Genomic DNA, 20,764 nt, shown 5'->3' on the forward strand with positions numbered 1-20,764 from the left:
GATTCTTATGCAAACCCCAACACCGCTGGCAGCGCTGCGTACACAGCTGGCGGCCATGGATGTCGACGGCATGATTGTGCCACGCGCTGATGCCTACCAGAGTGAAGACTGCGCGCCGCACGATAATAAACTGGCCTGGCTGACCGGCTTTAGCGGCTCGGCGGGCCTGGCGCTGATCCTCCGTGACCGGGCGCTGATGTTTGTCGACGGACGCTACCAGGTGCAGGTTCGCCAGGAGGTCGATCTCAACGCATTTGAGATCCACCATCTGCACAATGAGCCGCTGTCGCAGTGGCTTAACGACTCGCTGCCCGCTGGCAGTCGTATCGCCTTTGAACCGTTGCTGATGGTCAACAGCCAATTTACCGCACTGGAGGCGACCCACTGTGAACTGGTGGCGCTGAATAATGATCCCTTTGACGCCATCTGGCACGACCGCCCGCCGGCCCCCTGCGGAGCAATCCGCGAAATGCCACCGGAAATCAGCGGTGAAAGCAGCGAGGCGAAACGTGCACGCATTGCTCAGGTGCTGGCTAAAGAAGGTGTCGATCTGCTGGCTATCACCCAGCCGGATAACATCGCCTGGCTTTTAAATATTCGGGGTTCGGATGTGGCGATGAACCCGGTTGCTCACTCATTCGCCCTGCTCAGCCGTGACGGAGAGATGGAGTGGTTTATCGATGCGGCGAAAACGCATGCCTTATCGGATGACCTGAAATCTTCCCTGCGGATCTCCGCATGGACCGATTTTCTGCCCCACTGCCAACAGGCGGCCGCTGGCAAGAAAGTGATGCTGGACGCCGATTACGCCCCGGTCGCCCTGCGTTTTGCTATCGAGCGCAATGGCGGCGACGTGGTCTGGCACGCGGACCCTATTACGCTTATCAAAGCGCACAAAAACCCCGTTGAGCTGGAAGGTTATCGCGACAGCCACCGTCAGGATGGCGCGGCGTGGGTTAACTTCCTGGCATGGCTGGCGCGTGAAGTTCCGGCACGTGAAGCCGCAGGCAACCCACTGACCGAACTGGAAGCGCAGGCAAAACAGCTCACTTTCCGCCAGCAACAGGCCGGTTTCATTGAGCAGAGCTTTAGTACCATTTCCGCTTCTGCCAGCAACGCCGCCATGTGCCACTATCACGCCAGCGAAGCCACCAACGCCGCCATTACCCGCAGTAATTTCTACCTGAATGACTCAGGCGGCCAGTATCGCAATGGCACAACCGATACCACGCGCACACTGTCGTTTGGCCCCCTGTCTGATGAACAGCGTTTGCACTATACCGCCGTACTGAAAGGCTTTTTGTCGATGCTGACGCTGCAGTTCCCAAGCGGCACGCAGGGGCACCAGATCGATGCCTTTGCCCGCCGCGCCCTCTGGGAATTAGGCCTCGATTTCGACCACGGTACCGGGCATGGTGTGGGACACCAATTGTTGATTCACGAACAGCCACATCGCATTGCCAAAAAGGTCAACCCATGGCCGCTGGTCGCCGGGAATATCATGACCATCGAACCGGGCTATTACCTGGCCGATCGCTACGGCATTCGCATTGAAAACCAGGTGGAGGTCGTAGAAAGCCAGCCCGGATTCTGCCGCTTCTCATCGCTGACGCTGGTGCCTGTGGATCTTAACCAGGTGGAGTGGTCGCTACTCTCGGAGCAAGAAAAACAGTGGCTTGATACCTACCATCAGCAGGTTCGCGACACGCTTTCACCGCTGGTCGACAGTGATGCGCGAGCATGGCTGGATGCAGCGACGGCCCCCGTGTGCACATATATGGGTTAAACAATATAAAGCCTGCATATGTTTAATATGCAGGCTTTAAGGTAATGGCCAGGTTTAACCGTTTTAAGAATTATCCTTATTTTTATTCAAAGGTTATTTGCACGTCTCCTTTACCGCCACCATTTAATACTGCGGATAAAATACATCAATCACATACCTTTCTTGACATAGCCTTACTAATAGCATGGTATTGTGTTTCCGCATTAACACCTCGACTGATATTTAAATATTCATTAGGATTTTTCCTAAGTCAAATTGACAAATTCTCATTTTCCTTAAGATTATGAGAGAGTTATTGCTTTTGTTTTATTCAGGTATATAGAATAAACCAGCCAATACCAGGATGCCCAGAGGTTGCAAGGGAATGAAATTTTTAATAAATATTGATAATGACACATTATTCTCTACTGGCATCGTCGGTTTAATTCGTGACGCTATTAAAGAATGCAATGTCTCTTCGCCTTCTCTTTCCTGGGATTTTAGCGTTGAGAATATTCATAAAGCAGATTTTATTTTCATGACCGTATGTGCGGGAGAATATTACTTATGTTTTAGAGACTTAATTAACAGGAAAAAGTCAGGGAAGATTTTTATCTTTGTCGCCGGCGATACGATTCCAGCGAGACATATCCTGCCTGACTGCATTAAAGACGCACAATTCTTTCTCCGCAAAGAGCGTTCGGCTGTGGTTTACGACGCCATCGTCAAAGCGATTCATGGCAACCCTGCGGCAAAAGAACGCGCCAAAAGTGCGGGGAAATGCGCCTATTCCTGTATTAACTGTAACTATAGAGCCCTCTCTTTTACCCAGGAGAAAATTGCCTATGGCTTACATGCCTGCATGGGCATGAACGATATCGCGGATCGTATTGGTATTACCTACAAAACGGCCATTAGTCACAAAAAGAATATTATGAATAAATTCGACCTGAACAGTAAACTGGAACTGTATGAATTTATTGCCTGTTATCACAAAAAGAAGCATTAGTGCTTAATATGGAGCTAACGATGCTTTGCCGATTAAAGCATGCCTTACTTGCCAATAATATCAACCTTTACTACCAACCTATTTACTCAGCCTGCACAAAAAAGATTGTCGGGTTTGAAGCGTTATTGCGATGGCGTGATTCGCGATTCGGACGAGTCTGCCCGGAAACGTTGATCGGGCTCGCCGTTGAAAATGGCCTGATGAGTACCGTTTCGCTCTACGTAATTAAAAAAGCCATTGCCGAAATGGCGACATTATTAGCCCGGCACGGACTGTTATTAAACCTGAACATCACACCTGGCGATCTGAATTCAATCTCATTTAAGAACACGCTGCTTAATGAACTTGCGCGTCATCAGCTCAATGCCTCGTCCATCGTGCTGGAGATAACCGAGGTCAGTTGCAACGATACCCAGGCGCTCATGACTAACGCGACACAGTTCAGACAGCACGGCTTCCACCTGGCGCTGGATGATTTTGGTAAAGGTTGTTCGAATCATGAAAGGCTGCTCAGCCTTCCCGTAACGGATGTCAAAATAGATAAATCCCTGACTCAGGCACTGTGCGCTAAGACTCTACACGGAGAAAAAACCCTACGTATGTGCAGGGCGCTGTATGAACGACCTTACCGGTTAATCTTTGAAGGGATTGAGTTCGCGGAACAACTGGCCTGTATCACCCGAGAGTTTCCCGGCGCCCGTGCGCAGGGCTGGTATTTCTCAAAAGCGCTGCCCATAGAGGGCGTGCGGGCGTTACTGAACGAAGCCTCACCCGAGGCCGTCATACAACGCCTGGCCTGACAGTCAGGGTGCAATCATCACCTGCACATTCGCCAGTTCAAAGGCGGTCGCCAGTACCGCAGGCGGTGCGCTATCTGTTATTAGCAGATCGATATCCTGCCACTGCGCCACCTGCACCAGCGACATATGCTGGAATTTTGCAGAGTCGCAGAGCAGCACTTTAAAGCCGGAACGGCGAATCAATACCCGTTTCATTTCCGTCTCATCCAGTGCGCTATCGTAAATGCCCTGGCTGGTAATGCCCGATGCGCCAATAAACGCAATATCAAACCAGAACTGCTGGAACTGCTCAATGGCAGACGGCCCGACAATCGCCATCTCGTCATCACGCATCATCCCCCCTGCCAGATAGACTTCCGGTGCCTGCGCATACCGGCCCAGCGCATGGGCAATGCGCACACTGTTGGTGAAGATTTTCAGACGCTCATGCTTCACCAACTCGTCGACCATAAACAGGGTTGTGGTGCCGATATCAAGCGCCACGCTCTGGTAACGCCCGGCCACCTCAGCAGCCATGCGGGCAATGCGCATTTTGCTCTCCCGATGAAGGGAAAGACGTGCGTCAAAATGCGCCGGAAGCGGGTCCATAATCGGCTGGCTGACCGTTTCGGTCAGTACCGCACCACCGTGTACCCGGCTGAGTTTACCCTCGGTTTCCAGTTCGGCGAGATCGCGGCGTACTGTCATCTCCGAGACCGCCAGCTCCGCTGAGATATCTACCACTGTCACGCGCCCCTGCTCGACCAGCATGTTAAGGATCCGCTTTTTGCGTTCCTGAGGAAGATAACGGGCCTGAATCTCGGGTTTAGCTGACATAACGATAAATACTCTGTTTCGGGTGGAGGGGCTTAAACGATATAGCTCACAATATTAAGGGGAAGTGGTGTGATTTAAAACCCAATTTGTTCGAATGTGTTCATTTCTTTGCGCGGAACATCCCTTTCCCGCGCGAAACTGTGCGAATCAAAACCAGTCGAGGATCCGCGTCAGCGAGGTGATTTCTGTTACCCCCTGCTCAGAGGCGGGTGACGCGCCATAAAACGCGACGTGCATTCCGGCGGCCTGCGCCGAACGCATCCCGGTCGTGCTGTCTTCAACCGCCAGTACCGCCGCCGCAGGCAATCCAAACGCCCCCAGCGCATGTTGATAAGGTTCGGGCGCCGGTTTGCCATGGTGTACATCATCCAGCGTCACCACCACATCAATAAACTCACGCACACCCAGCGCCTCAAGATTCGCTTCGACGATCCGTCGGCATGAATTCGACACGCAGGCCTGTTTGATACCTTTCGCCGCCAGCTTGCGAATGGTTTCGCGGCTGCCGGGAATAGCAACCAGTTCGTGGCGGTGGTCATGATAGTAGTCTTCAATCGCCGCCAGCCACACGGTCTGGTCCAAATCGGCGGGCAGTTCTGCGCACAGGGCCAGCCAGACATCGTTAATGTGCACACCGTAAAAGCGCGTCTCGGGAATATGGCTCAGATCCAACCCGAAGCGATGGCAGACAGCCAGCAGTGCCCGGTGATGCAGTGGTTCACTGTCGACCAGCGTGCCGTCAACGTCCCAGGCAATGGCAGTAAATTTCATGGTGTCTCCTGGCGGGTCAGTGGACGACAGGCTTCATAGAGCTGGCGGAAACGCGGATATCCCTCATGGTAAACATCGGCATGTTCAGGCCGTGGCGTAATTACATCTTTGAGGTTGACCCAGGCGCTGGCTCCCTTCCAGTCTGTCGATACCCCGACACCCATCGCCGCCGTCCAGGCTGCCCCCAGACAAGAACCGGGGTGCCCATCCAGGCGAGTCAGCGGCTCGCCCAGCACATCGGCGACAATCTGCATCCACAGTTTGCTTGCCGAACCGCCATCAGAGACGACGTAGCGTTTTACCGGATAGCCGATGTCCACCAGCGTGTCGATATGGTGTTTGATGGCATAGGCGTAGGCTTCGAGCAGCGCGCGCCAGATATGCCCCGCGTCGTGGCTGAGCGTCAGGCCAAAGAGGATGCCGCGGGCATTTGGATCATGTAACGGGGTTTTCTCCCCCAGAAAATAGGGCAGGAAAATCAGGCCGTCACTGCCCGCCGGGCGGTTTTCCGCCATCGCGTCCAGGTACTGATGGATACTCATGCCCTTTTCACGTGCCGCCGCTTCATGCTGCGCCGCGAAGTTCTGCACAAACCAGTTCAGCCCCGAACCGCCGGTCGACATACAGCCGTTGGGCATATAGCAACCCGGCACAAGGTGATAATCCAGATACAGACGCGGGTCAGGGGTAGCGCTTTGCGTTACGGTCAGAATATCCACCGAGCCGCCGAATTTGAGCAGCACTTCGCCAGGCGAAGTCACCCCCGCGCCGAGCGCGGAGGCAATCAAATCCGCCGCCCCGCCAATCACCGGCGTGCCTTCACTGAGCCCGGTCCAGGCCGCCGCCTGCGCGGTAACCGCGCCGACAATGTCATGAGAGCGGACCAGACGGGGGACCGCATAACGGGGAAGATGGGCAAAGGCAATCAGTTCGTCATCCAGCGTATTGCTGCTGATATCAACAAAACCCGCCTCCAGCGCCCAGTTCTGCTCGATGATTTTCTCACCCGTGAGCTTCCAGTTAATAAAATCATAGGAACCGAACACCGTGGCAATACGTTCAAACACTTCCGGTTCATGGTGTTCAATCCAGCGGATTTTCGCCCCCACCAGCTGCTGGTTAATACCGTTTCCGGCGCGCTCTAAAAAGTGCTGACTGTCCATTTCGCAGCGCATCTGCTGCACTTGTGCGCCGCTGCGACCATCGCTCTGTTGAATGCTCGGACGCAGCAGGCGGTCTTCGCTATCCAGTAAAACCACGGCAGGTAACATCCCGGTCACACCAATGCCACAGATTTCGCTCGCCGTAATGCCGCTTTGTGTGAGCAACTGCTGGCAAATTTCACCGACATTCTCCCACCACTGCTCCGGCGACTCCTCCGTCCAGCCGCTGTGCGGGGCGAAAAGCGTGACCGGGCGGGAGGCCGTACCGAGCACCTTATCGGGCAGGCCGATCAGGATGCCAATGGTTGAGGTTGTACCAATATCAATGCCTAACAGATACTGCATCTTATCCTCCCGTTCCAGGGGTTATGTTTAGCGCAGCTTTTCGACCACATCCATAAAGCGTTTTACCCGATCCCCGTCGACCTGATTCCAGGTGTGCCCATCGACCTTAAAGTGCGTGCCGATGACCACACCGCTGGCAATGCTCAGAATGTCGGTGACGTTATCGATGTTGGTGCCGGTGTTGGCAAAAACCGGAACGCCCTCTACCGCTTCGCAGACTTTGCGCAGATTAGAATGTTCAGCCGGTTCACCGGTGATCGGTCCGGACACCAGAATGGCATCTGCCAGTGACGAGAAAATGGCGCTGCGCGCGCGCAATTCGATGGGGCGCGCATCCAGAGAATGGGCGAATTCGGCGTTGATGTTAAAGAGCAATTTCATGTCTTCACGGCCCAGGTTGCGGCGCAGGCGAGACGCGCTGGCACAATCCGGCTCCCAGATCCCCATATCAGAGGCAAACACGCCGGTGAAAATTTCACGCACGAAGCTCGCCCCGGTGGCAGCACCAATGGCGACGCTGGCGTTAGGATCCCACAGGTAGTTCACGCCGAACGGCACTTTCAGTACCGATTTCGCCGCCTGTACCACAGCCGACATGGCCGAGACGCCTTCCAGCGAGGCTTTAAACACATAAGGACGGTCATTTTCGTTGCCGAACATAATCGCATCCACTCCACCTGCCTGTAGTTTCTCTACATCACTGAGCACATCGTCGATAAGCTTATTGAGTCCACCTTTAGCGTCGTACAGCGGCGCGCCAGGCAGCGCGCCAATATGGGCCATTGCGATAACCGCTTTTTTCTTATTACCCAAAAATTCAAAGATCATAACTTTCTCCGGTGTTGGCTGATATGTCATGGTAAAAAGCGATCACGCGTCTTTCGGCAACGCAGGCGCGATGATCACATCAATATTTGCCGCTTCAAGCATCGCCGACAGGGCTGGCGGCGGCGCCTGTTCAGTGATCAGGATGTCGAATTGCCTCAGTGTGGCGAGGTGCACCAGCGACATTCGTTGAAACTTGCTGGCGTCACACAGCACCACTTTCAGGCTGGAACGGTTGAGATAAAGACGTTTGAGTTCCGCATCCTCAAAGGCGTAGTCATAAATTCCCTCGGCGGTCAGACCAGAGACGCCAATAAAGGTGATGTCGAACCACAGGCTGGAAAACTGCTGTAGCGCCGCAGAGCCGCCGGTCGACATTTCATCCGGGCGCATCCGCCCGCCCGCAAGGTAGATTTCGGCCTTCGCGGGGGCAATGTCATGCGCCACGCGAAGGCTGTTCGTAAAAATTTTCAAATGTGAACACTGGCTGAGGTAACGTGCGGCAAGAAACGTCGTGCTGCCGACATCCAGAGCCAGCGTGCGAAATTTTTTGCCGAGCTCTGCCGCCGCCGCCGCGATGCGCAACTTAGCCTCATGGTTTTGCAACAGGCGGGACTCGAAACTCGGTTCCACCTTGTCAATCGCCACTGCGCTTGCGCTCTGCGGTAAAACCGCCCCACCATGCGTACGGCAGAGGCTGCCCTTCTGCTCCATCTCCATCAGATCACGACGGATAGTCATTTCGGAAACGGCAAACTTCGCGGCCAGATCCGGCACAGACACCGCACCTTGCTGAACCAGCAGTTGCATGACTTCACTCTGACGCGACGCAGCCGAACGGCGTAAACGCGCACCGGATCCGGGGGCGTCAGGCTGAAAAGGCAGAGCGTCGTTGTGCGTCATCGGCTGACTCCGAACATTGAAGTTAACAAAAACAAACATACAAAACAAAATTTGTGATCGCAATTGTTTTTATCATAAGAAATATGTTTTGTTGTGTTCGTTATATTGGTGTAAAAAATAATCATCAACACAGGGGAAAAGAACATGCACACATCACATTTGACGTCCGGACACTATCCGGACCTGCAAGGTAAAGTGGCGATTGTTACCGGCGGCGCTACGGGTATTGGTTATGCCATCGCCCGCAATCTGATTCGCCAGGGCATGCGGGTCGCTATTGGAGACATCAACGAAGAAGCCGCCTGGGCAGCGGCAACCGAACTCGGCGCGAACACGGTGGCGTTTCATCTGGATGTTCGTTTACGTGCGTCCGTTGAAGAAGGCTTTGGCTGGGTAGAGAAAACGCTGGGGGACTATGATCTGCTGATCGCCAACGCGGGCGTATCAACGATGCAAAAAGCCCTGGCGATAACAGATGATGAGTGGGATTTTAATTTTGACGTCAACACCAGGGGTATTTTTCTTACTAATCAGATTGCCGCACGCAAATTTGTGGCGCGTAAATCCGGTACTATCGTGAACACAGCGTCGCTCGCCGCCAAAGTTGGCGCGCCGCTGCTGGCCCACTACTCCGCCAGTAAGTTTGCCGTCCTCGGCTGGACTCAGGCGCTGGCACGGGAACTGGCCGCTGACGGGATCCGCGTGAATGCCGTCTGTCCGGGTTTCGTTAAAACCGGCATGCAGAGCCGTGAAGTACAGTGGGAAGCACAACTGCGCGGCATGACGCCTGAACAGGTCATTGATGATTACATTCGCCAGACGCCGCTTGGCCGCCTGGAAACGCCCGAAGATGTCGCCGAAGTGGTGGCCTTTTTGAGTTCCGACGCCGCCCGTTTTATGACAGGTCAGGGCGTCAACGTGACTGGCGGGGTGTATACGGGCTGACAACACGCCATTGTGAACAAAGCTGCTTCATTTCGAACAAAACCGAACATGGATGTCACCAGTCCCAGGACGGGCAACACGTAACAGAGGTAACCCAATATGGCCTCCATTGAATTACGGAACGTGTCGAAATCCTACAACGGCAATCAGCACAGCGTCCGTAATGTGAATTTGCACATCCGGGATGGTGAATTTGTTATCTTCCTTGGCCCTTCCGGCTGCGGAAAGTCCACCACACTCCGCATGATTGCCGGACTTGAAAGCATTACCGATGGCACATTATTAATCGACGGGCGCGACGTGAGTCATGTGGCACCGCGCGATCGCAATATCGCCGTGGTATTCCAGAGCTATGCGCTCTACCCGCACATGACCGTCGCCGAAAACATGGCCTTCGGCCTGAAAATGCGTGGCGTGCCGGGCAACGTCATCAACAGTAAAGTGGCCGAGAGCGCTGCAATGCTGGGGCTGGATAAATTATTACACCGTAAACCGGCCGCGCTTTCCGGCGGGCAGCGCCAGCGCGTCGCCCTGGGCCGCGCTATCGTGCGTGAGCCGCAGGCCTTTTTGTTAGATGAACCCCTCTCAAACCTTGATGCGCAGTTGCGCGGCGAGATGCGTAGTGAGCTGATCAAGCTTCATCGTCGGCTGGGCAAAACCATGGTCTACGTCACCCATGACCAGGTAGAGGCCATGACGATGGCGGATCGCATTTGCATCATGCGTGATGGCCATTTGATCCAGTGCGGGACTCCGCTGGAAGTCTATAACTACCCGGTAAATACGTTTGTTGCCCGTTTTCTCTCCTCTCCGTCCATCAACCTTCTTCCCTGTCTTGTGCAACGGACGGGCATGGATGTCAGCCTGCAACTGTCCGATGGCCCACAGCTCCCGGTGCCGGGCTGGATGGCCGCCGACTATCAAAGCCTGGCGGGAAAACAGATGACCCTCGGCGTGCGACCGGAAGATTTTCACGCCCACCCACGCAGACCAGACTGGCTCCCGCTGGAAATTGCCGTCAGCGGGGTGGAAGCGCTGGGCGCGGAAAACATTGTCAGCGGCACGCTCGGTAAAGTGCCAGTGGTGATCCGCCTTGATCACCATACGCACCCGAAGGTGGGCCAGACGCTCAGCATCTGGCTGGATCCCAACTCACTGCATCTGTTTCACCCCGGCAGCGGAGATGTGGTTGAGCGCCGTAAAACACCGGACAACGCTGACACCCCAGGCGCGTGAGGAGCGAACATGCTACGAAAAATTGGATTGCATACCGGGCTGGTGCTGGCCTGTCTTTCAATTTTACTGCCGGTGCTGTGGATTGTGAGAACCAGTCTGGTGCCGGAATCGATGGCCTACAGCAGCGATATTTTCCCGCAGTTTTCCGCGGAAAATTTCCGTTCTCTGATTGAGAACAACGGTTTTTTACGTCATTACGCCAATAGCCTGATTGTCGCCACCGGGTCGGTTGTCCTCGCCCTGCCGTTTGCCGCCGCCACCGGCTATGCCTTTGCCCGCTTTAAAACGGGCGGTAAAGCGGCGCGCTTTATTATGCTGGCGACCCAGATGCTGCCAGCGGTAGCGCTTGTGTTACCCGCCTTTGCCATGCTGCGAACCGTTGGGCTGACCAACTCGCTCTTCGGACTGACGCTGGTCTATGCCGCGTTAAACCTGCCGTTTCTGACCTGGATCCTGATGGGCTTTTTCGAAGGGATCCCGGTGGATCTGGAGTGGGCCGCGATGACCGACGGCGCTACCGCCTGGGGCGCGTTCTGGCATGTGGTGCTGCCCGTGTCGCTGCCGGGTCTTGCGGCCTCCGCCGTGCTGGGCTTCATCCTGTCGTGGAATGAGTTTCTTTTTGCCCTGGTGCTTAGCGGGCCGGAGACCGCCACGGTCCCGGTGTCGCTTGCCGCGCTACAGACCTCGAACGGTGTACAGATTGGCAAGGTTTCGGCAGGCATTGTGCTGGCAGTGCTGCCATTGATGGTCGCCTCACATTTTATTCAGCGTTACATCGTCAAAGGTCTCACCTTCGGCGGTGTTAAGTAAAGTCATGCCATCCAGACAGAAAATTGTCGCCGTTAACACTCCGGCACCTTCTCCAGGAGTTAATTATGTTGAATCGTAAGAAAGTCACATTGTTATCGGGTCTGATAGTCCTTAGCCTTTCGGCGTCCGTTCGGGCGGAAGATGTTGTGCTGCGTGCGTTGATGGAAGATGTTCCGGAAACGAAAATCATTGAAAAAATGCTGCCTGATTTTGAGAAGCAGTACCACATCAAAGTGCAGTTCGAAAAAATCGGTTACGGCGATATGCATGACAAGCTGGTATCGCAACTGATTCAGTCGCAGAGCTATTACAACCTGCTGGAAGTGGATTTTCTGTGGGCGGGGGAATTCAGTAAAGCCGGCTGGCTGACTGATCTCACGCCGGATGTGAAAAAATCTAACTTTGATATGTCGGCCTTTATTCCGGCCACCGTGTCGCTCATTAATGTGACGCCCAATAAAACCACGCTGATCCCGATGTACAACTATTCCATGGGGCTGATTTACCGCACGGATGTGTTGCAGGATGAGAAAATAAAGAGCGCCTATCAGGCCGAGTTTAAAAAACCGCTTGAGCAGCCCAAAACCCTGGAAGAGTACGTTACGCTTGCCAAATTTATCAAGAAGAACAGTGATATGGCCGGGGCGGCTATGCAAGGGCAGCGCGGCGACCCGAACAGCATGGAGTTCTCGAATTACCTGTTCTCCAGCGGCGGCGCTTACGTAGACGACAAAGGTAAATCCGCACTGAACAGCCCGGCGGGGAACAAAGCGATGACGCTGTATGCGGATGCCATCAAGAATGCCGCGCAAACCGGTGCGCTTTCCGCCACCCTCGACGATACCGTGCGTCTGATGTGCAGCGGTAAAGCGTTCAGTATGTTGACCTATTGGTGGATGCTGCCGCAACTGGATAATGCCACCGCCTGCCCTGCCGTAGCCGGTAAACTCGCGCTGACAACCGTTCCTGGTGGTCACGGGGAGAGCGGCGGCTGGGGTTGGGGCATTCCGAAAAACGTCTCAGATAAAGAGAAACAGGCCGCCTGGACCTTTATTCAGTGGGTGCAGAGTAAAGAGGTCACTACAGCACGCGCATTGCAGGGGCACGCGCCTGTTCGTTCCGATGTCTATGAAAACGCCGAGGTACTGAAAAAGTATCCTTACTATAAAGACGCTCTGAATATTGTGGCGTCCGGTAAGTCCTTCCCGGTCTTCTCCTATTCCGCTCAGTATGAAGATGTTCTGGGGACACAATTGTCCCTGCTGGCGAGTGGCGAAAATACCGTCGACAAGTCGCTGAAAAATGCATCCGATCAATTGGATAAGTTGCTGGTGAAATAAGACAAAGGGGGCCGGCAGATGGCTTTAGCTGAGGAATTTAGCGTGAAACCGAAGTACCGTTTAACAATAGACAGATTCCGGGTGACAGGCTGGGCATTCGCCCTGCCTGGGTTGCTGGCTCTGGCGATTGTGCTCGGCTTCCCTGTTATCTATTCCGTTGTACTGGCTTTTTCGTCCTATACGCTGATGCATGCGGAGATCTTCCCTTTTGCAGGGCTGGACAATTTTATCAGCGTGCTGAGCAGCGATACCTTCTGGCACTCTGCCTGGCTGACTATCCGTTACTCATTATTGACGGTAACCGGTGAGTTTATTGTCGGGCTGGGTATCGCCCTGATGCTAAACCGGGTGGTGAAAACCCGCCCGGTCTATTTCGCGTTACTGACCATTCCGATGGCGATGTCGCCGGTGAGCGTGGCGCTGATCTGGCGTATGTTGCTGCAACCGAACCTTGGGATTATCAACCATATGCTGCAAAGCGTTGGCCTGCCGGGCGTCGACTGGCTGGGTAACCCTACGCTGGCGTTCTGGAGCATGGTGTTTATTGATGTCTGGCAGCAGATGTCATTTGTGGTGCTGATCCTCGCTGCGGGGCTGGCGTCGCTGCCTAAAGACCCGTACGAGGCCGCCGAAATTGACGGTGCAAATAGCTTGCAGCAGTTCTGGTATATCACCCTGCCGATGCTGCGCCCGGTTTCGGCAATTGCGATTGTGATTCAGTTAATTAACGAACTTCGCACCTACGACCTGCCCTATATCCTGACCCGTGGCGGGCCGGGGAATGCCACCGAAGTGCTGAGCTTCTTTGCCTATCGCCGGGCGTTTCTGGGGCTGTCGCTCAACGAAGGGGCCGCCGCCGCGCTGATTTTGTTGTTAATTGTGCTGGCGATGACCATCGTCTATTTTGTGCTGCTGGAACGGCGCAGATAAACGCGAAGTGGAAAGTATCAGAAAAGCAAAAACCCGCTTAAGTTGCCTTACGCGGGTTTTCAAATTTGGCTCCTCTGACTGGACTCGAACCAGTGACATACGGATTAACAGTCCGCCGTTCTACCGACTGAACTACAGAGGAATCGTGTGAACGAGGCGCATATTAACGAGGCCTCCTGCCCTTGTCAAAGGCTGTTTTCACAAAAATGTCCGTTTGCCGATTTATTCTCCACTCTGCGGGAAAATGAAGCGGTTACGTGTGATCTCGCGGTACTTTTGGGTATTTCCACAGCCAACGGCCGCTCACCATTCGCCAGTAAAAGAGCGCTCCTCGCACCGCCCAGTCGAGCACCATCCCAAGCCAAACGCCGACGACGCCCATACCGAGCATAATCCCGAGCGTATAGCCCGCCACCACGCGACAACCCCACATACCGAGCATCGACACCCACATGGCGAAACGGGCATCGCGCGCCCCTTTCTGCCCCGCAGGCAGCACCCAGGAAGCGGCCCAGATCGGCATAAACGCGGCGTTCAGCCAGAGAAGCGTCTTGACCACCTCTTTTACATCTTCTTCATGGGTATAGAACGACGCCAGCAGCCCGGCGAAAGGCGCCGTGCCCCACGCGATAAGCGTCAATATAATGGTCGACAGCCAGAACACATGGCGTAGCTGTCGTTCGGCCTGGCTGCGTTGCCCCTTGCCCAGTCGCTTACCGGTAATAATGGTCGACGCCGAGCCCAGGGCGTTACCGGGCAGGTTAATCAGCGCGGCGACGGAGAAGGCAATAAAGTTACCGGCGATAACGTTGGTCCCCATCCCGGCGACAAACATTTGTGTCAGCAATTTCCCGCCGTTAAACAGCACCGACTCGATACTCGCCGGAATACCAATCCCCATCACTTCCCAGATAATGGCGAAGTTCAGCGGCTTGAAATAGCTTTTCAGCGGGATGCGCAACGCCGGGTTAAAGCCAATCATCAGCACCCAGATAATGGCAATCGCGCCGATATAACGGGCAATAGTGAGCCCCAGCCCGGCACCGGCAAAACCCAGCCCCGGCCAGGAGAACGCGCCGTAAATCAGGATGCTACTGATAATGATGTTGAGGATGTTCATCCCGCCGTTTATCAACAGTGGAATTTTGGTGTTCCCGGCCCCACGCAGCGCGCCGCTACCGATGAGCGCGATAGCCGCCGCCGGATAACTCAGCACGGTGAGTTCCAGATAGGTCAGCGCCAGCGCTTTGACCTCCGGCGTGGCCGCCCCGGCGATAAAGTCGATGATTTGCGTGCCGAAGTAGTGAATAACCGCCGCCAGAATAATAGAGAACAGGGTCATGATCACCAGCGACTGCCGCGCTGCCGCCCTCGCCCGCTTTTTATCGAGCTTGCCGAGGCTGAATGCCACAACAACGGTGGTTCCGAGGTCAATCGCGGCGAAAAACGACATGATGACCATGTTAAAGCTGTCGGCCAGCCCCACTCCCGCCATGGCTTCTTTACCGAGCCAACTGACAAGGAAGGTACTGAGCACACCCATTAACAGGACGCAGGTGTTTTCGAGGAAGATAGGGATGGCGAGCGGCGTGATTTCGCGCCAGAACAGGACCTTGTAGCTCTTGCGTTTGGCGTACCATGGCGTGCGCATGATAGCCTGGCGTATCGGGGCGACGACGTTCAAAATTGACCTTAGTGAGAAAGATGAAACTTCATTTCAAATGATGGGGTAGAATTCGTGATCCTGCAAAGCATTTCCAAAAAATTGTTGTTAATTACAGCAAACTGCCGTGATTTGCGGCAGTTGCACAAAACCGCCTGAAATCAGGTTTGACAAAAGTTTTTTCGCCGCTAAGATACGACTCCACACCGATTCCTCTGTAGTTCAGTCGGTAGAACGGCGGACTGTTAATCCGTATGTCACTGGTTCGAGTCCAGTCAGAGGAGCCAAATTTAAGAAGCCTGCTTACGAGCAGGCTTTTTGCTTTTTTGGTCCCTGATATTTCTTCTGTACCGAGCGTCGGGCTTTGGGCATTTCGCTTCGATGATGTAACGCTCACCAAACTTCCCTGCCTTGCCGCAAAATCTCAACTCAGAATGGCTTCCAGTCGGGCCAGCACTTCATTCACGACAGCATCGGGTATACGTTCCAGACGCTTGCCGTTTCGGGCGTCCATATCAATGGTTCTGGGCTGATCGCAGCGAATCACACCCGTGGTTTTCGTTCCCGCACCGTCCAGTGAGACGGCAAAACCCGCCGCTCGGGCAAAGTTTCCGCCACTGGTGACCGGAACAACAACGGGCAAACGGGTGAGTGCATTAAATGACGCGGGAGAAACGATAAGCACTGGACGTTTTCCGCTTTGTTCATGCCCGGTGGTCGGATCCAGTGAAACGAGCCAGATTTCCCCTCTGTCCATTTACAGAAGTTCCTTGCCCGCCGCAGGCGCATCAATCCATTGCCGATCCTCTTCGCTGATTTCGGCGTGCGGATCACACTGCGCCAGCAATTCCTCAAGCGAGTAATGTGGCCGTTTCTGGGGTTCAATAATCAGGCAACCATTCTCAATGGTCATACCCACTTCGCTATCCGTCGACAGCCCCAGGGTTTTCAATACGGCAGGAGGAACCGCCAGCATGACGGATCCTCCAACCTTTTTAAGGCGAGCGATATACATAGAACACCTCCAAATATTATATTTTAATATAACATCAGAGGCTGCATGTGTGCAATTTTTAGTCAAATTCATGGTGGCTGGTGTCCTTACCCTTGCGAAGCCCGATAATCCATAGCGTGATCGTTGCGGCTGTTTTCAAAGACAGCAGCGTTGCCGATAAGAAAAGGCAATCTCCCCGTTTTTCTCACGTCATAGAGCATGTCGTTCACGCAGTATTGCGGCGCGCATTAAACATGTCCGATAGTAGAAAATGGGTTATACGGTTCAAAGGATTTTGACGAATTAGATAATCAAATTGCGGCGCAGTTTCCATATCCGGGCTGCGCCGGAGAGATATCAGCGATAGCGTGAAGTCCAGATTTTTTCGGGCGCATATCACTAACGCAACGGCGTACAAAAAAAACGAGCAGCAGGTCATAGACTTCTACTCATTTTCCAGCCAGTCAATGAAGAACTGAGTGAAGGCGGTAACCGGCAGCGGCTGAAGCCGTCGCTGCGGATAGACAAATTGCAGGCCGACATTTTTTTTATCAAAACGGCTAAAGCCAATAAAACTTTCCGCAAACAGCAGTTGCAGCCTGCCCTGCTCCACATCACGCTTTACATCCCACCATGATTTGCTGGCAATACCCGCATCAGCCAATACCCACTGGCGGAGTAGCGCACCATCGTCGCACACCATGGCTGGGGTAAAACGTAATGCGCTCTGTTTACCATCATGCTCAAAACGCCATTCGTTCATGACCATGCCACGCAGTTCCAGGGCCAGGCATCGGTGGCGGTGTAAGTCCTCAATGGTATTGGGTGTGCCTGCTGCCCGGAGATAATTGGCTGAGGCGACCAGTACCCTATGATTCGGGCGGATATTTCTGACGACCAGGCTGCTGTCTGGCAGGTTTCCGAAGCGAATGCTCATATCCAGACGGTTGGCGACCAAATCTTCGACATTTTCGCCCAGGTACACCGAGCATTTCACTGCCGGATGCTGGCGGGAAAAATCGAGCAGCGCCGGGCTGAGGTACTGTCGGCCAAAATCAGAGGGGGCCGAAATGCGGATATTACCGCTGAGCACCCCTTCTTTTTGGGTAAGCAGCGACTCCGCGTGGTTCATTTCCTCCAGTACACGTAGTGCAGCGTGATAGAACTCCTCACCGGCACGCGTCATCGTAATGGCGCGGGTGGAACGGTGGAATAGCCGGGTCTGATAACGCTCTTCAATCGCCTTTAGTCTGGCGGTCATGGTGGCCGCTGAGAGCCCCATACGGCGACCAGCGGCTGAAAGCCCACCAGCCTCCACCACTGCAACCAGCAGTGCCATATCTTCGAGCTTTCCCATTATTCAGAAATCCTGAAAAGACAATCATATTTTAATGCCATTATCAAAATATCTCTCACCACGTAAAGTATTTTCACAGATTCATTACGGGGGACAGAAAATGCAAAATCGGACACTTTTTGACAGCTACCACTTAAAGGCTCTGAGCCTGAAAAACCGGATCGTAATGGCACCAATGACCCGGGCGCGGGCGTTACAGCCGGGAAACGTTCCTTCCGCATTAATGGCGGCGTATTACCAGCAGCGCGCCAGCGCGGGTTTGATCATTACCGAAGCCACGCAGATTTCACCTCAGGGCCAGGGATACTCCTGGACACCAGGCCTGCACTCCGCTGAACAAGTTGAAGGATGGCGATTGAGCACAGAAGCCGTTCACCGTGCCGGAGGGATTATCTTTTCCCAGCTCTGGCACGTTGGGCGCATGTCATATGCGGGTTTCCATGAGGATGGCAAACCTGTCGCGCCGTCTGCACTCGCGCCCGATGCTCAGGTATGGGTTGTTGATGAGCAGGGGAAAGGACATATGGTTGACTGCCCGCAGCCGCGGGCGCTTGAGCATACCGATATTCAGCAGATTATTGCTGATTATCGGCAGGCCGCATTAAACGCTATTAACGCCGGATTTGATGGTGTTGAGGTACATGGCGGTAATGGTTACCTGATCGATCAGTTTCTTCGCCGGACATCGAACAAACGTACCGATGAGTACGGCGGCAGCCTGGCTAACCGGATCCGTTTTGCGCAGGAGGTGCTGGATGCCATCAGCGACGCCATCGGCAATACGCGCACGGGCATACGCCTTTCCCCATTCATCACCCAGCGCGGAATGAACGACCCGCAGGTGACTGAGGCGATACTCGCGCTGGCTGCATGGTGTGAAAAGAAAGGTATCGCCTATATCCACCTGGCAGAGGCTGACTGGGACGATGCCCCACAGGTACCTGCTGATTTTCGTGAAACTTTACGCGCCACCTTTAGCGGTACCCTTATTGTCGCTGGAAATTATACCCAGAACAAAGTGGACAAACTCCTTAAGGCGGGGCTGGCCGACCTGTTTGCCTTTGGCCGTCCGTTCATTGCCAACCCTGACCTGCCGTACCGGCTCAGGAATAACCTTCCATTAGCGACCATAAGCGATCCCGCCACGCTTTTTGGTGGAAACAGCGCAGGCTATACCGATTACCCATTTTATAAAACTGACGAGGCGTAACAGGACGGTGAAAAAAACAGTAATCATCGGCGGAGCTTCCGGCATTTGTTTTGCCGTGGCTGACGCTCTCGCTGAACAGGGAGAATGCCTAATCCTTGCAGGACGGGACAGCGGAAAGCGGATGCAGGCCAGGGACATCGCAAAAGCTATCTGTTTGTTATGGACAATCCGTTTGTCACCGGAACCCTGTTGGATATCGAAGGCGGCGCGCTGATTAACTCATCCTGACGTTACACCCACAGGCGGCTGAAATGCGCCCGAGTCACCTGTTTCTCTTAGGCAACAAAAAGGACATTTTTATGAAAAAGTTGACGCTTTATCCTCCACGACTGGCGGCACTTATGCTTCTACCCATGTCCAGCGCTGTGTTTTCTGCACCGCTTGAACTGGTAAAACCCCATGAATTGATTGCGGAAAGCCAGTTATCTTCCGCACACGTGGCGATGCTTGAAACTGTCGCAAGACGTTACGCAACATTCTGGAATACGGGCGATGAAGCCCTGGCCCGTGAGGCATTGGCCGATAATTTTGTCGATAAGACACCGCCCGAGGGGCGCAAACAGGGACCAGAAGGCGCGCTTCTGGCCTCACGTGCCTTCCGTACCGCCGTCCCGGATCTGAGTTGCGAGGTTGAGCAGATGATCATTGCAGGCGATCGCGTGGTATCGCACCTTCATTTTCGCGGGCATTTCACGGGAACCTTCGGCAAATTGAAAGGTAAAGGTCAGCAGGTTGATTTTATCGCGACGGATATCTACCAGGTCAGGAATAATAAAATCATTGCGAACTGGCATCTTGAAGATAACCTGACCCTGATGAAACAACTGGGCGTGTTATAAAATGGTTGCCCGGAGCGGTGATATTGTCAGGCAGTTTGGCAAGGGTTGAAATATTTCAATATCCATTCCTGGCATCTGCACGCTGACACTCCGGGAGGGTGTCTACAAACAAAGGGCAGAGGTTCACGCTCTGCTCAATTCTTCGCTCCCGGATAACATCCAGACATTTTGCGCATACAACCATTTATTCGACCCCGCCAATGATCATTCCTCTCTTCTCGCCTATTATTGCCAACGTCAAGCAAAGGAACCCACCACATGGACACCCGCCAGCTCAAACAAGCCTACGCACACCTCGTTGCCGGTAAATATTATAAGGTGGCGAAAACCTTCGTCGATTACGACGGAGTCACCCGTTTTGAAGGTGAAGTCTGGAAGTTTGTTGGTTCCAGTTTTTTGGCGTATGAAAGTGGACTGTCGCTGTTTTTCAAAATCAAAGGAAAGGTCGTGCAGGTGAGATTACAGGCTATCCCGGAGGAACAAAGCTATATCACTGAACATCTCGACCAGTATTTTGTTGAACATAACCCGTGGTGGCAGTTCTGGTGATACGTCGCGCCGGACAGTGATAATAAAACGCGATGAAGAACGGGTTGCGACGCACGTGATAACCTCTTATTTTGAAGACATTTCTTCCCCCATTGAGGGGCAATATTGCGTCAGCTAACGAGGGAAAATGGAACGCTTGTTTGTCTACGGGACACTACGTCCGGGTCACTCTAATGCTTATATTCTGGAAAACATTGGTGGTGAATGGCTGCCGGGTTATGTGACGGGCACGTTTTATGAACGCGGCTGGGGTGCAGCAGCGGATTTTCCGGGGATTGTGTTACACAAAAACGGGCCGCAGGTTCAGGGTTACCTGTTTACCTCAGATAATCTTGAGGCGCACTGGCCAATGCTGGATGAATTTGAAGATGGCTACGATCGCGTTGAGGTTGACGTCATCACCACAAATGGCGAGCAGCTCAGCGCATGGATTTATCAGCTACAACCGCAAACGCAGCCGTAAGCGATGTGAATGTAACGCCTCGCCTGTTTGC

23 protein-coding genes and 2 tRNA genes are annotated in these 20,764 nt (G+C 53.8%); 14 read left to right on the forward strand and 11 right to left on the reverse strand.

Going from position 1 to position 20,764, the window contains the following annotated elements; all coding sequences use genetic code 11:
• Window positions 1-7: 7 nt before the first annotated feature.
• The 3 genes from IP582_RS16300 to IP582_RS16310 all read left to right on the forward strand — a co-directional run bounded on the left by IP582_RS16300 (window position 8) and on the right by IP582_RS16310 (window position 3,574).
• The gene (locus tag IP582_RS16300) at window positions 8-1,786 is read left to right on the forward strand and encodes an aminopeptidase P family protein (RefSeq protein WP_193793817.1); all 1,779 of its coding nucleotides are present in this window, start codon (window positions 8-10) and stop codon (window positions 1,784-1,786) included.
• Between the two features lie 364 nt (window positions 1,787-2,150).
• Window positions 2,151-2,774 carry a LuxR C-terminal-related transcriptional regulator gene (locus IP582_RS16305; protein ID WP_169039143.1) on the forward strand — a complete coding sequence of 208 codons (624 nt, stop codon included), beginning with the start codon at window positions 2,151-2,153 and terminating at the stop codon, window positions 2,772-2,774.
• A 20-nt stretch (window positions 2,775-2,794) separates the two neighbouring features.
• The gene (locus IP582_RS16310) at window positions 2,795-3,574 is read left to right on the forward strand and encodes an EAL domain-containing protein (RefSeq protein ID WP_193793818.1); all 780 of its coding nucleotides are present in this window, start codon (window positions 2,795-2,797) and stop codon (window positions 3,572-3,574) included.
• Window positions 3,575-3,577: 3 nt separating this feature from the next.
• On the opposite strand, the gene IP582_RS16315 is transcribed toward IP582_RS16310, so the two are convergent.
• From IP582_RS16315 to IP582_RS16335, 5 genes are all read right to left on the reverse strand, one after another.
• Entirely contained in the window at window positions 3,578-4,390 is an 813-nt protein-coding gene (locus tag IP582_RS16315) for a DeoR/GlpR family DNA-binding transcription regulator (RefSeq protein WP_193793819.1), read from the reverse strand.
• 147 nt (window positions 4,391-4,537) lie between these two features.
• Complete coding sequence (locus tag IP582_RS16320) at window positions 4,538-5,161, reverse strand: HAD family phosphatase (protein ID WP_107224101.1); 624 nt, start codon at window positions 5,159-5,161, stop codon at window positions 4,538-4,540.
• Window positions 5,158-6,669, reverse strand: a complete 1,512-nt coding sequence (locus IP582_RS16325) for an FGGY-family carbohydrate kinase (RefSeq protein WP_193793820.1) — start codon at window positions 6,667-6,669, stop codon at window positions 5,158-5,160. The genes IP582_RS16320 and IP582_RS16325 overlap by 4 nt, the downstream gene beginning before the upstream one ends.
• Window positions 6,670-6,696: 27 nt before the next feature.
• Window positions 6,697-7,497: a BtpA/SgcQ family protein gene (locus IP582_RS16330; RefSeq protein WP_108701022.1), complete on the reverse strand. Its 801-nt coding sequence runs from the start codon at window positions 7,495-7,497 to the stop codon at window positions 6,697-6,699.
• 42 nt (window positions 7,498-7,539) lie between these two features.
• Entirely contained in the window at window positions 7,540-8,397 is an 858-nt protein-coding gene (locus tag IP582_RS16335) for a DeoR/GlpR family DNA-binding transcription regulator (protein WP_193793821.1), read from the reverse strand.
• Window positions 8,398-8,541: 144 nt separating this feature from the next.
• On the opposite strand from IP582_RS16335, the gene IP582_RS16340 reads away from it, so the two are divergent.
• The 5 genes from IP582_RS16340 (at window position 8,542) to IP582_RS16360 (ending at window position 13,658) form a co-directional block, all read left to right on the forward strand.
• Window positions 8,542-9,342, forward strand: coding sequence for an SDR family NAD(P)-dependent oxidoreductase (locus tag IP582_RS16340; protein ID WP_193793822.1), 801 nt, complete (start codon window positions 8,542-8,544; stop codon window positions 9,340-9,342).
• 99 nt (window positions 9,343-9,441) lie between these two features.
• Window positions 9,442-10,578: an ABC transporter ATP-binding protein gene (locus IP582_RS16345; RefSeq protein ID WP_193793823.1), complete on the forward strand. Its 1,137-nt coding sequence runs from the start codon at window positions 9,442-9,444 to the stop codon at window positions 10,576-10,578.
• A gap of 9 nt (window positions 10,579-10,587) precedes the next feature.
• Entirely contained in the window at window positions 10,588-11,388 is an 801-nt protein-coding gene (locus IP582_RS16350) for a carbohydrate ABC transporter permease (RefSeq protein WP_079496379.1), read from the forward strand.
• A gap of 65 nt (window positions 11,389-11,453) precedes the next feature.
• Window positions 11,454-12,728: an extracellular solute-binding protein gene (locus tag IP582_RS16355; RefSeq protein ID WP_071196351.1), complete on the forward strand. Its 1,275-nt coding sequence runs from the start codon at window positions 11,454-11,456 to the stop codon at window positions 12,726-12,728.
• A gap of 18 nt (window positions 12,729-12,746) precedes the next feature.
• Window positions 12,747-13,658: a carbohydrate ABC transporter permease gene (locus tag IP582_RS16360; RefSeq protein ID WP_107224098.1), complete on the forward strand. Its 912-nt coding sequence runs from the start codon at window positions 12,747-12,749 to the stop codon at window positions 13,656-13,658.
• Window positions 13,659-13,724: 66 nt separating this feature from the next.
• Here IP582_RS16360 and IP582_RS16365 read toward each other — a convergent pair.
• The 3 genes from IP582_RS16365 to IP582_RS25575 form a co-directional block, all read right to left on the reverse strand.
• Window positions 13,725-13,800: transfer RNA gene (locus IP582_RS16365), tRNA-Asn, on the reverse strand.
• A 111-nt stretch (window positions 13,801-13,911) separates the two neighbouring features.
• Window positions 13,912-15,345 carry an EmmdR/YeeO family multidrug/toxin efflux MATE transporter gene (locus tag IP582_RS16370; protein ID WP_107224097.1) on the reverse strand — a complete coding sequence of 478 codons (1,434 nt, stop codon included), beginning with the start codon at window positions 15,343-15,345 and terminating at the stop codon, window positions 13,912-13,914.
• 88 nt (window positions 15,346-15,433) lie between these two features.
• Window positions 15,434-15,526, reverse strand: coding sequence for a DUF5951 family protein (locus IP582_RS25575; RefSeq protein WP_222556193.1), 93 nt, complete (start codon window positions 15,524-15,526; stop codon window positions 15,434-15,436).
• Window positions 15,527-15,532: 6 nt separating this feature from the next.
• On the opposite strand from IP582_RS25575, the gene IP582_RS16375 reads away from it, so the two are divergent.
• A tRNA-Asn gene (locus tag IP582_RS16375) sits at window positions 15,533-15,608 on the forward strand.
• A gap of 137 nt (window positions 15,609-15,745) precedes the next feature.
• On the opposite strand, the gene IP582_RS16380 is transcribed toward IP582_RS16375, so the two are convergent.
• From IP582_RS16380 to IP582_RS16390, 3 genes are all read right to left on the reverse strand, one after another.
• Window positions 15,746-16,078: a type II toxin-antitoxin system PemK/MazF family toxin gene (locus IP582_RS16380; protein WP_107224096.1), complete on the reverse strand. Its 333-nt coding sequence runs from the start codon at window positions 16,076-16,078 to the stop codon at window positions 15,746-15,748.
• Complete coding sequence (locus IP582_RS16385; protein WP_041851870.1) at window positions 16,079-16,336, reverse strand: antitoxin; 258 nt, start codon at window positions 16,334-16,336, stop codon at window positions 16,079-16,081. It abuts the gene before it with no gap.
• A 424-nt stretch (window positions 16,337-16,760) separates the two neighbouring features.
• A complete protein-coding gene (locus IP582_RS16390) occupies window positions 16,761-17,672 on the reverse strand; it encodes a LysR family transcriptional regulator (RefSeq protein WP_107224095.1) in 912 nt (303 codons plus the stop codon).
• Window positions 17,673-17,772: 100 nt separating this feature from the next.
• On the opposite strand from IP582_RS16390, the gene IP582_RS16395 reads away from it, so the two are divergent.
• The 5 genes from IP582_RS16395 to IP582_RS16415 all read left to right on the forward strand — a co-directional run bounded on the left by IP582_RS16395 (window position 17,773) and on the right by IP582_RS16415 (window position 20,733).
• Window positions 17,773-18,882 carry an alkene reductase gene (locus IP582_RS16395; protein WP_193793824.1) on the forward strand — a complete coding sequence of 370 codons (1,110 nt, stop codon included), beginning with the start codon at window positions 17,773-17,775 and terminating at the stop codon, window positions 18,880-18,882.
• 84 nt (window positions 18,883-18,966) lie between these two features.
• Entirely contained in the window at window positions 18,967-19,110 is a 144-nt protein-coding gene (locus IP582_RS16400; protein ID WP_193793825.1) for a hypothetical protein, read from the forward strand.
• A gap of 71 nt (window positions 19,111-19,181) precedes the next feature.
• Window positions 19,182-19,721: an ester cyclase gene (locus IP582_RS16405; protein ID WP_193793826.1), complete on the forward strand. Its 540-nt coding sequence runs from the start codon at window positions 19,182-19,184 to the stop codon at window positions 19,719-19,721.
• A gap of 258 nt (window positions 19,722-19,979) precedes the next feature.
• Window positions 19,980-20,270 carry a DUF3601 domain-containing protein gene (locus IP582_RS16410; RefSeq protein ID WP_193793827.1) on the forward strand — a complete coding sequence of 97 codons (291 nt, stop codon included), beginning with the start codon at window positions 19,980-19,982 and terminating at the stop codon, window positions 20,268-20,270.
• 127 nt (window positions 20,271-20,397) lie between these two features.
• Entirely contained in the window at window positions 20,398-20,733 is a 336-nt protein-coding gene (locus IP582_RS16415) for a gamma-glutamylcyclotransferase family protein (RefSeq protein WP_041851877.1), read from the forward strand.
• Window positions 20,734-20,764 lie beyond the last annotated feature (31 nt).

Origin of the sequence: Citrobacter sp. BDA59-3, from assembly GCF_015167655.1 — a bacterium.
GTDB classification, from domain to species: Bacteria; Pseudomonadota; Gammaproteobacteria; order Enterobacterales; family Enterobacteriaceae; genus Phytobacter; species Phytobacter diazotrophicus.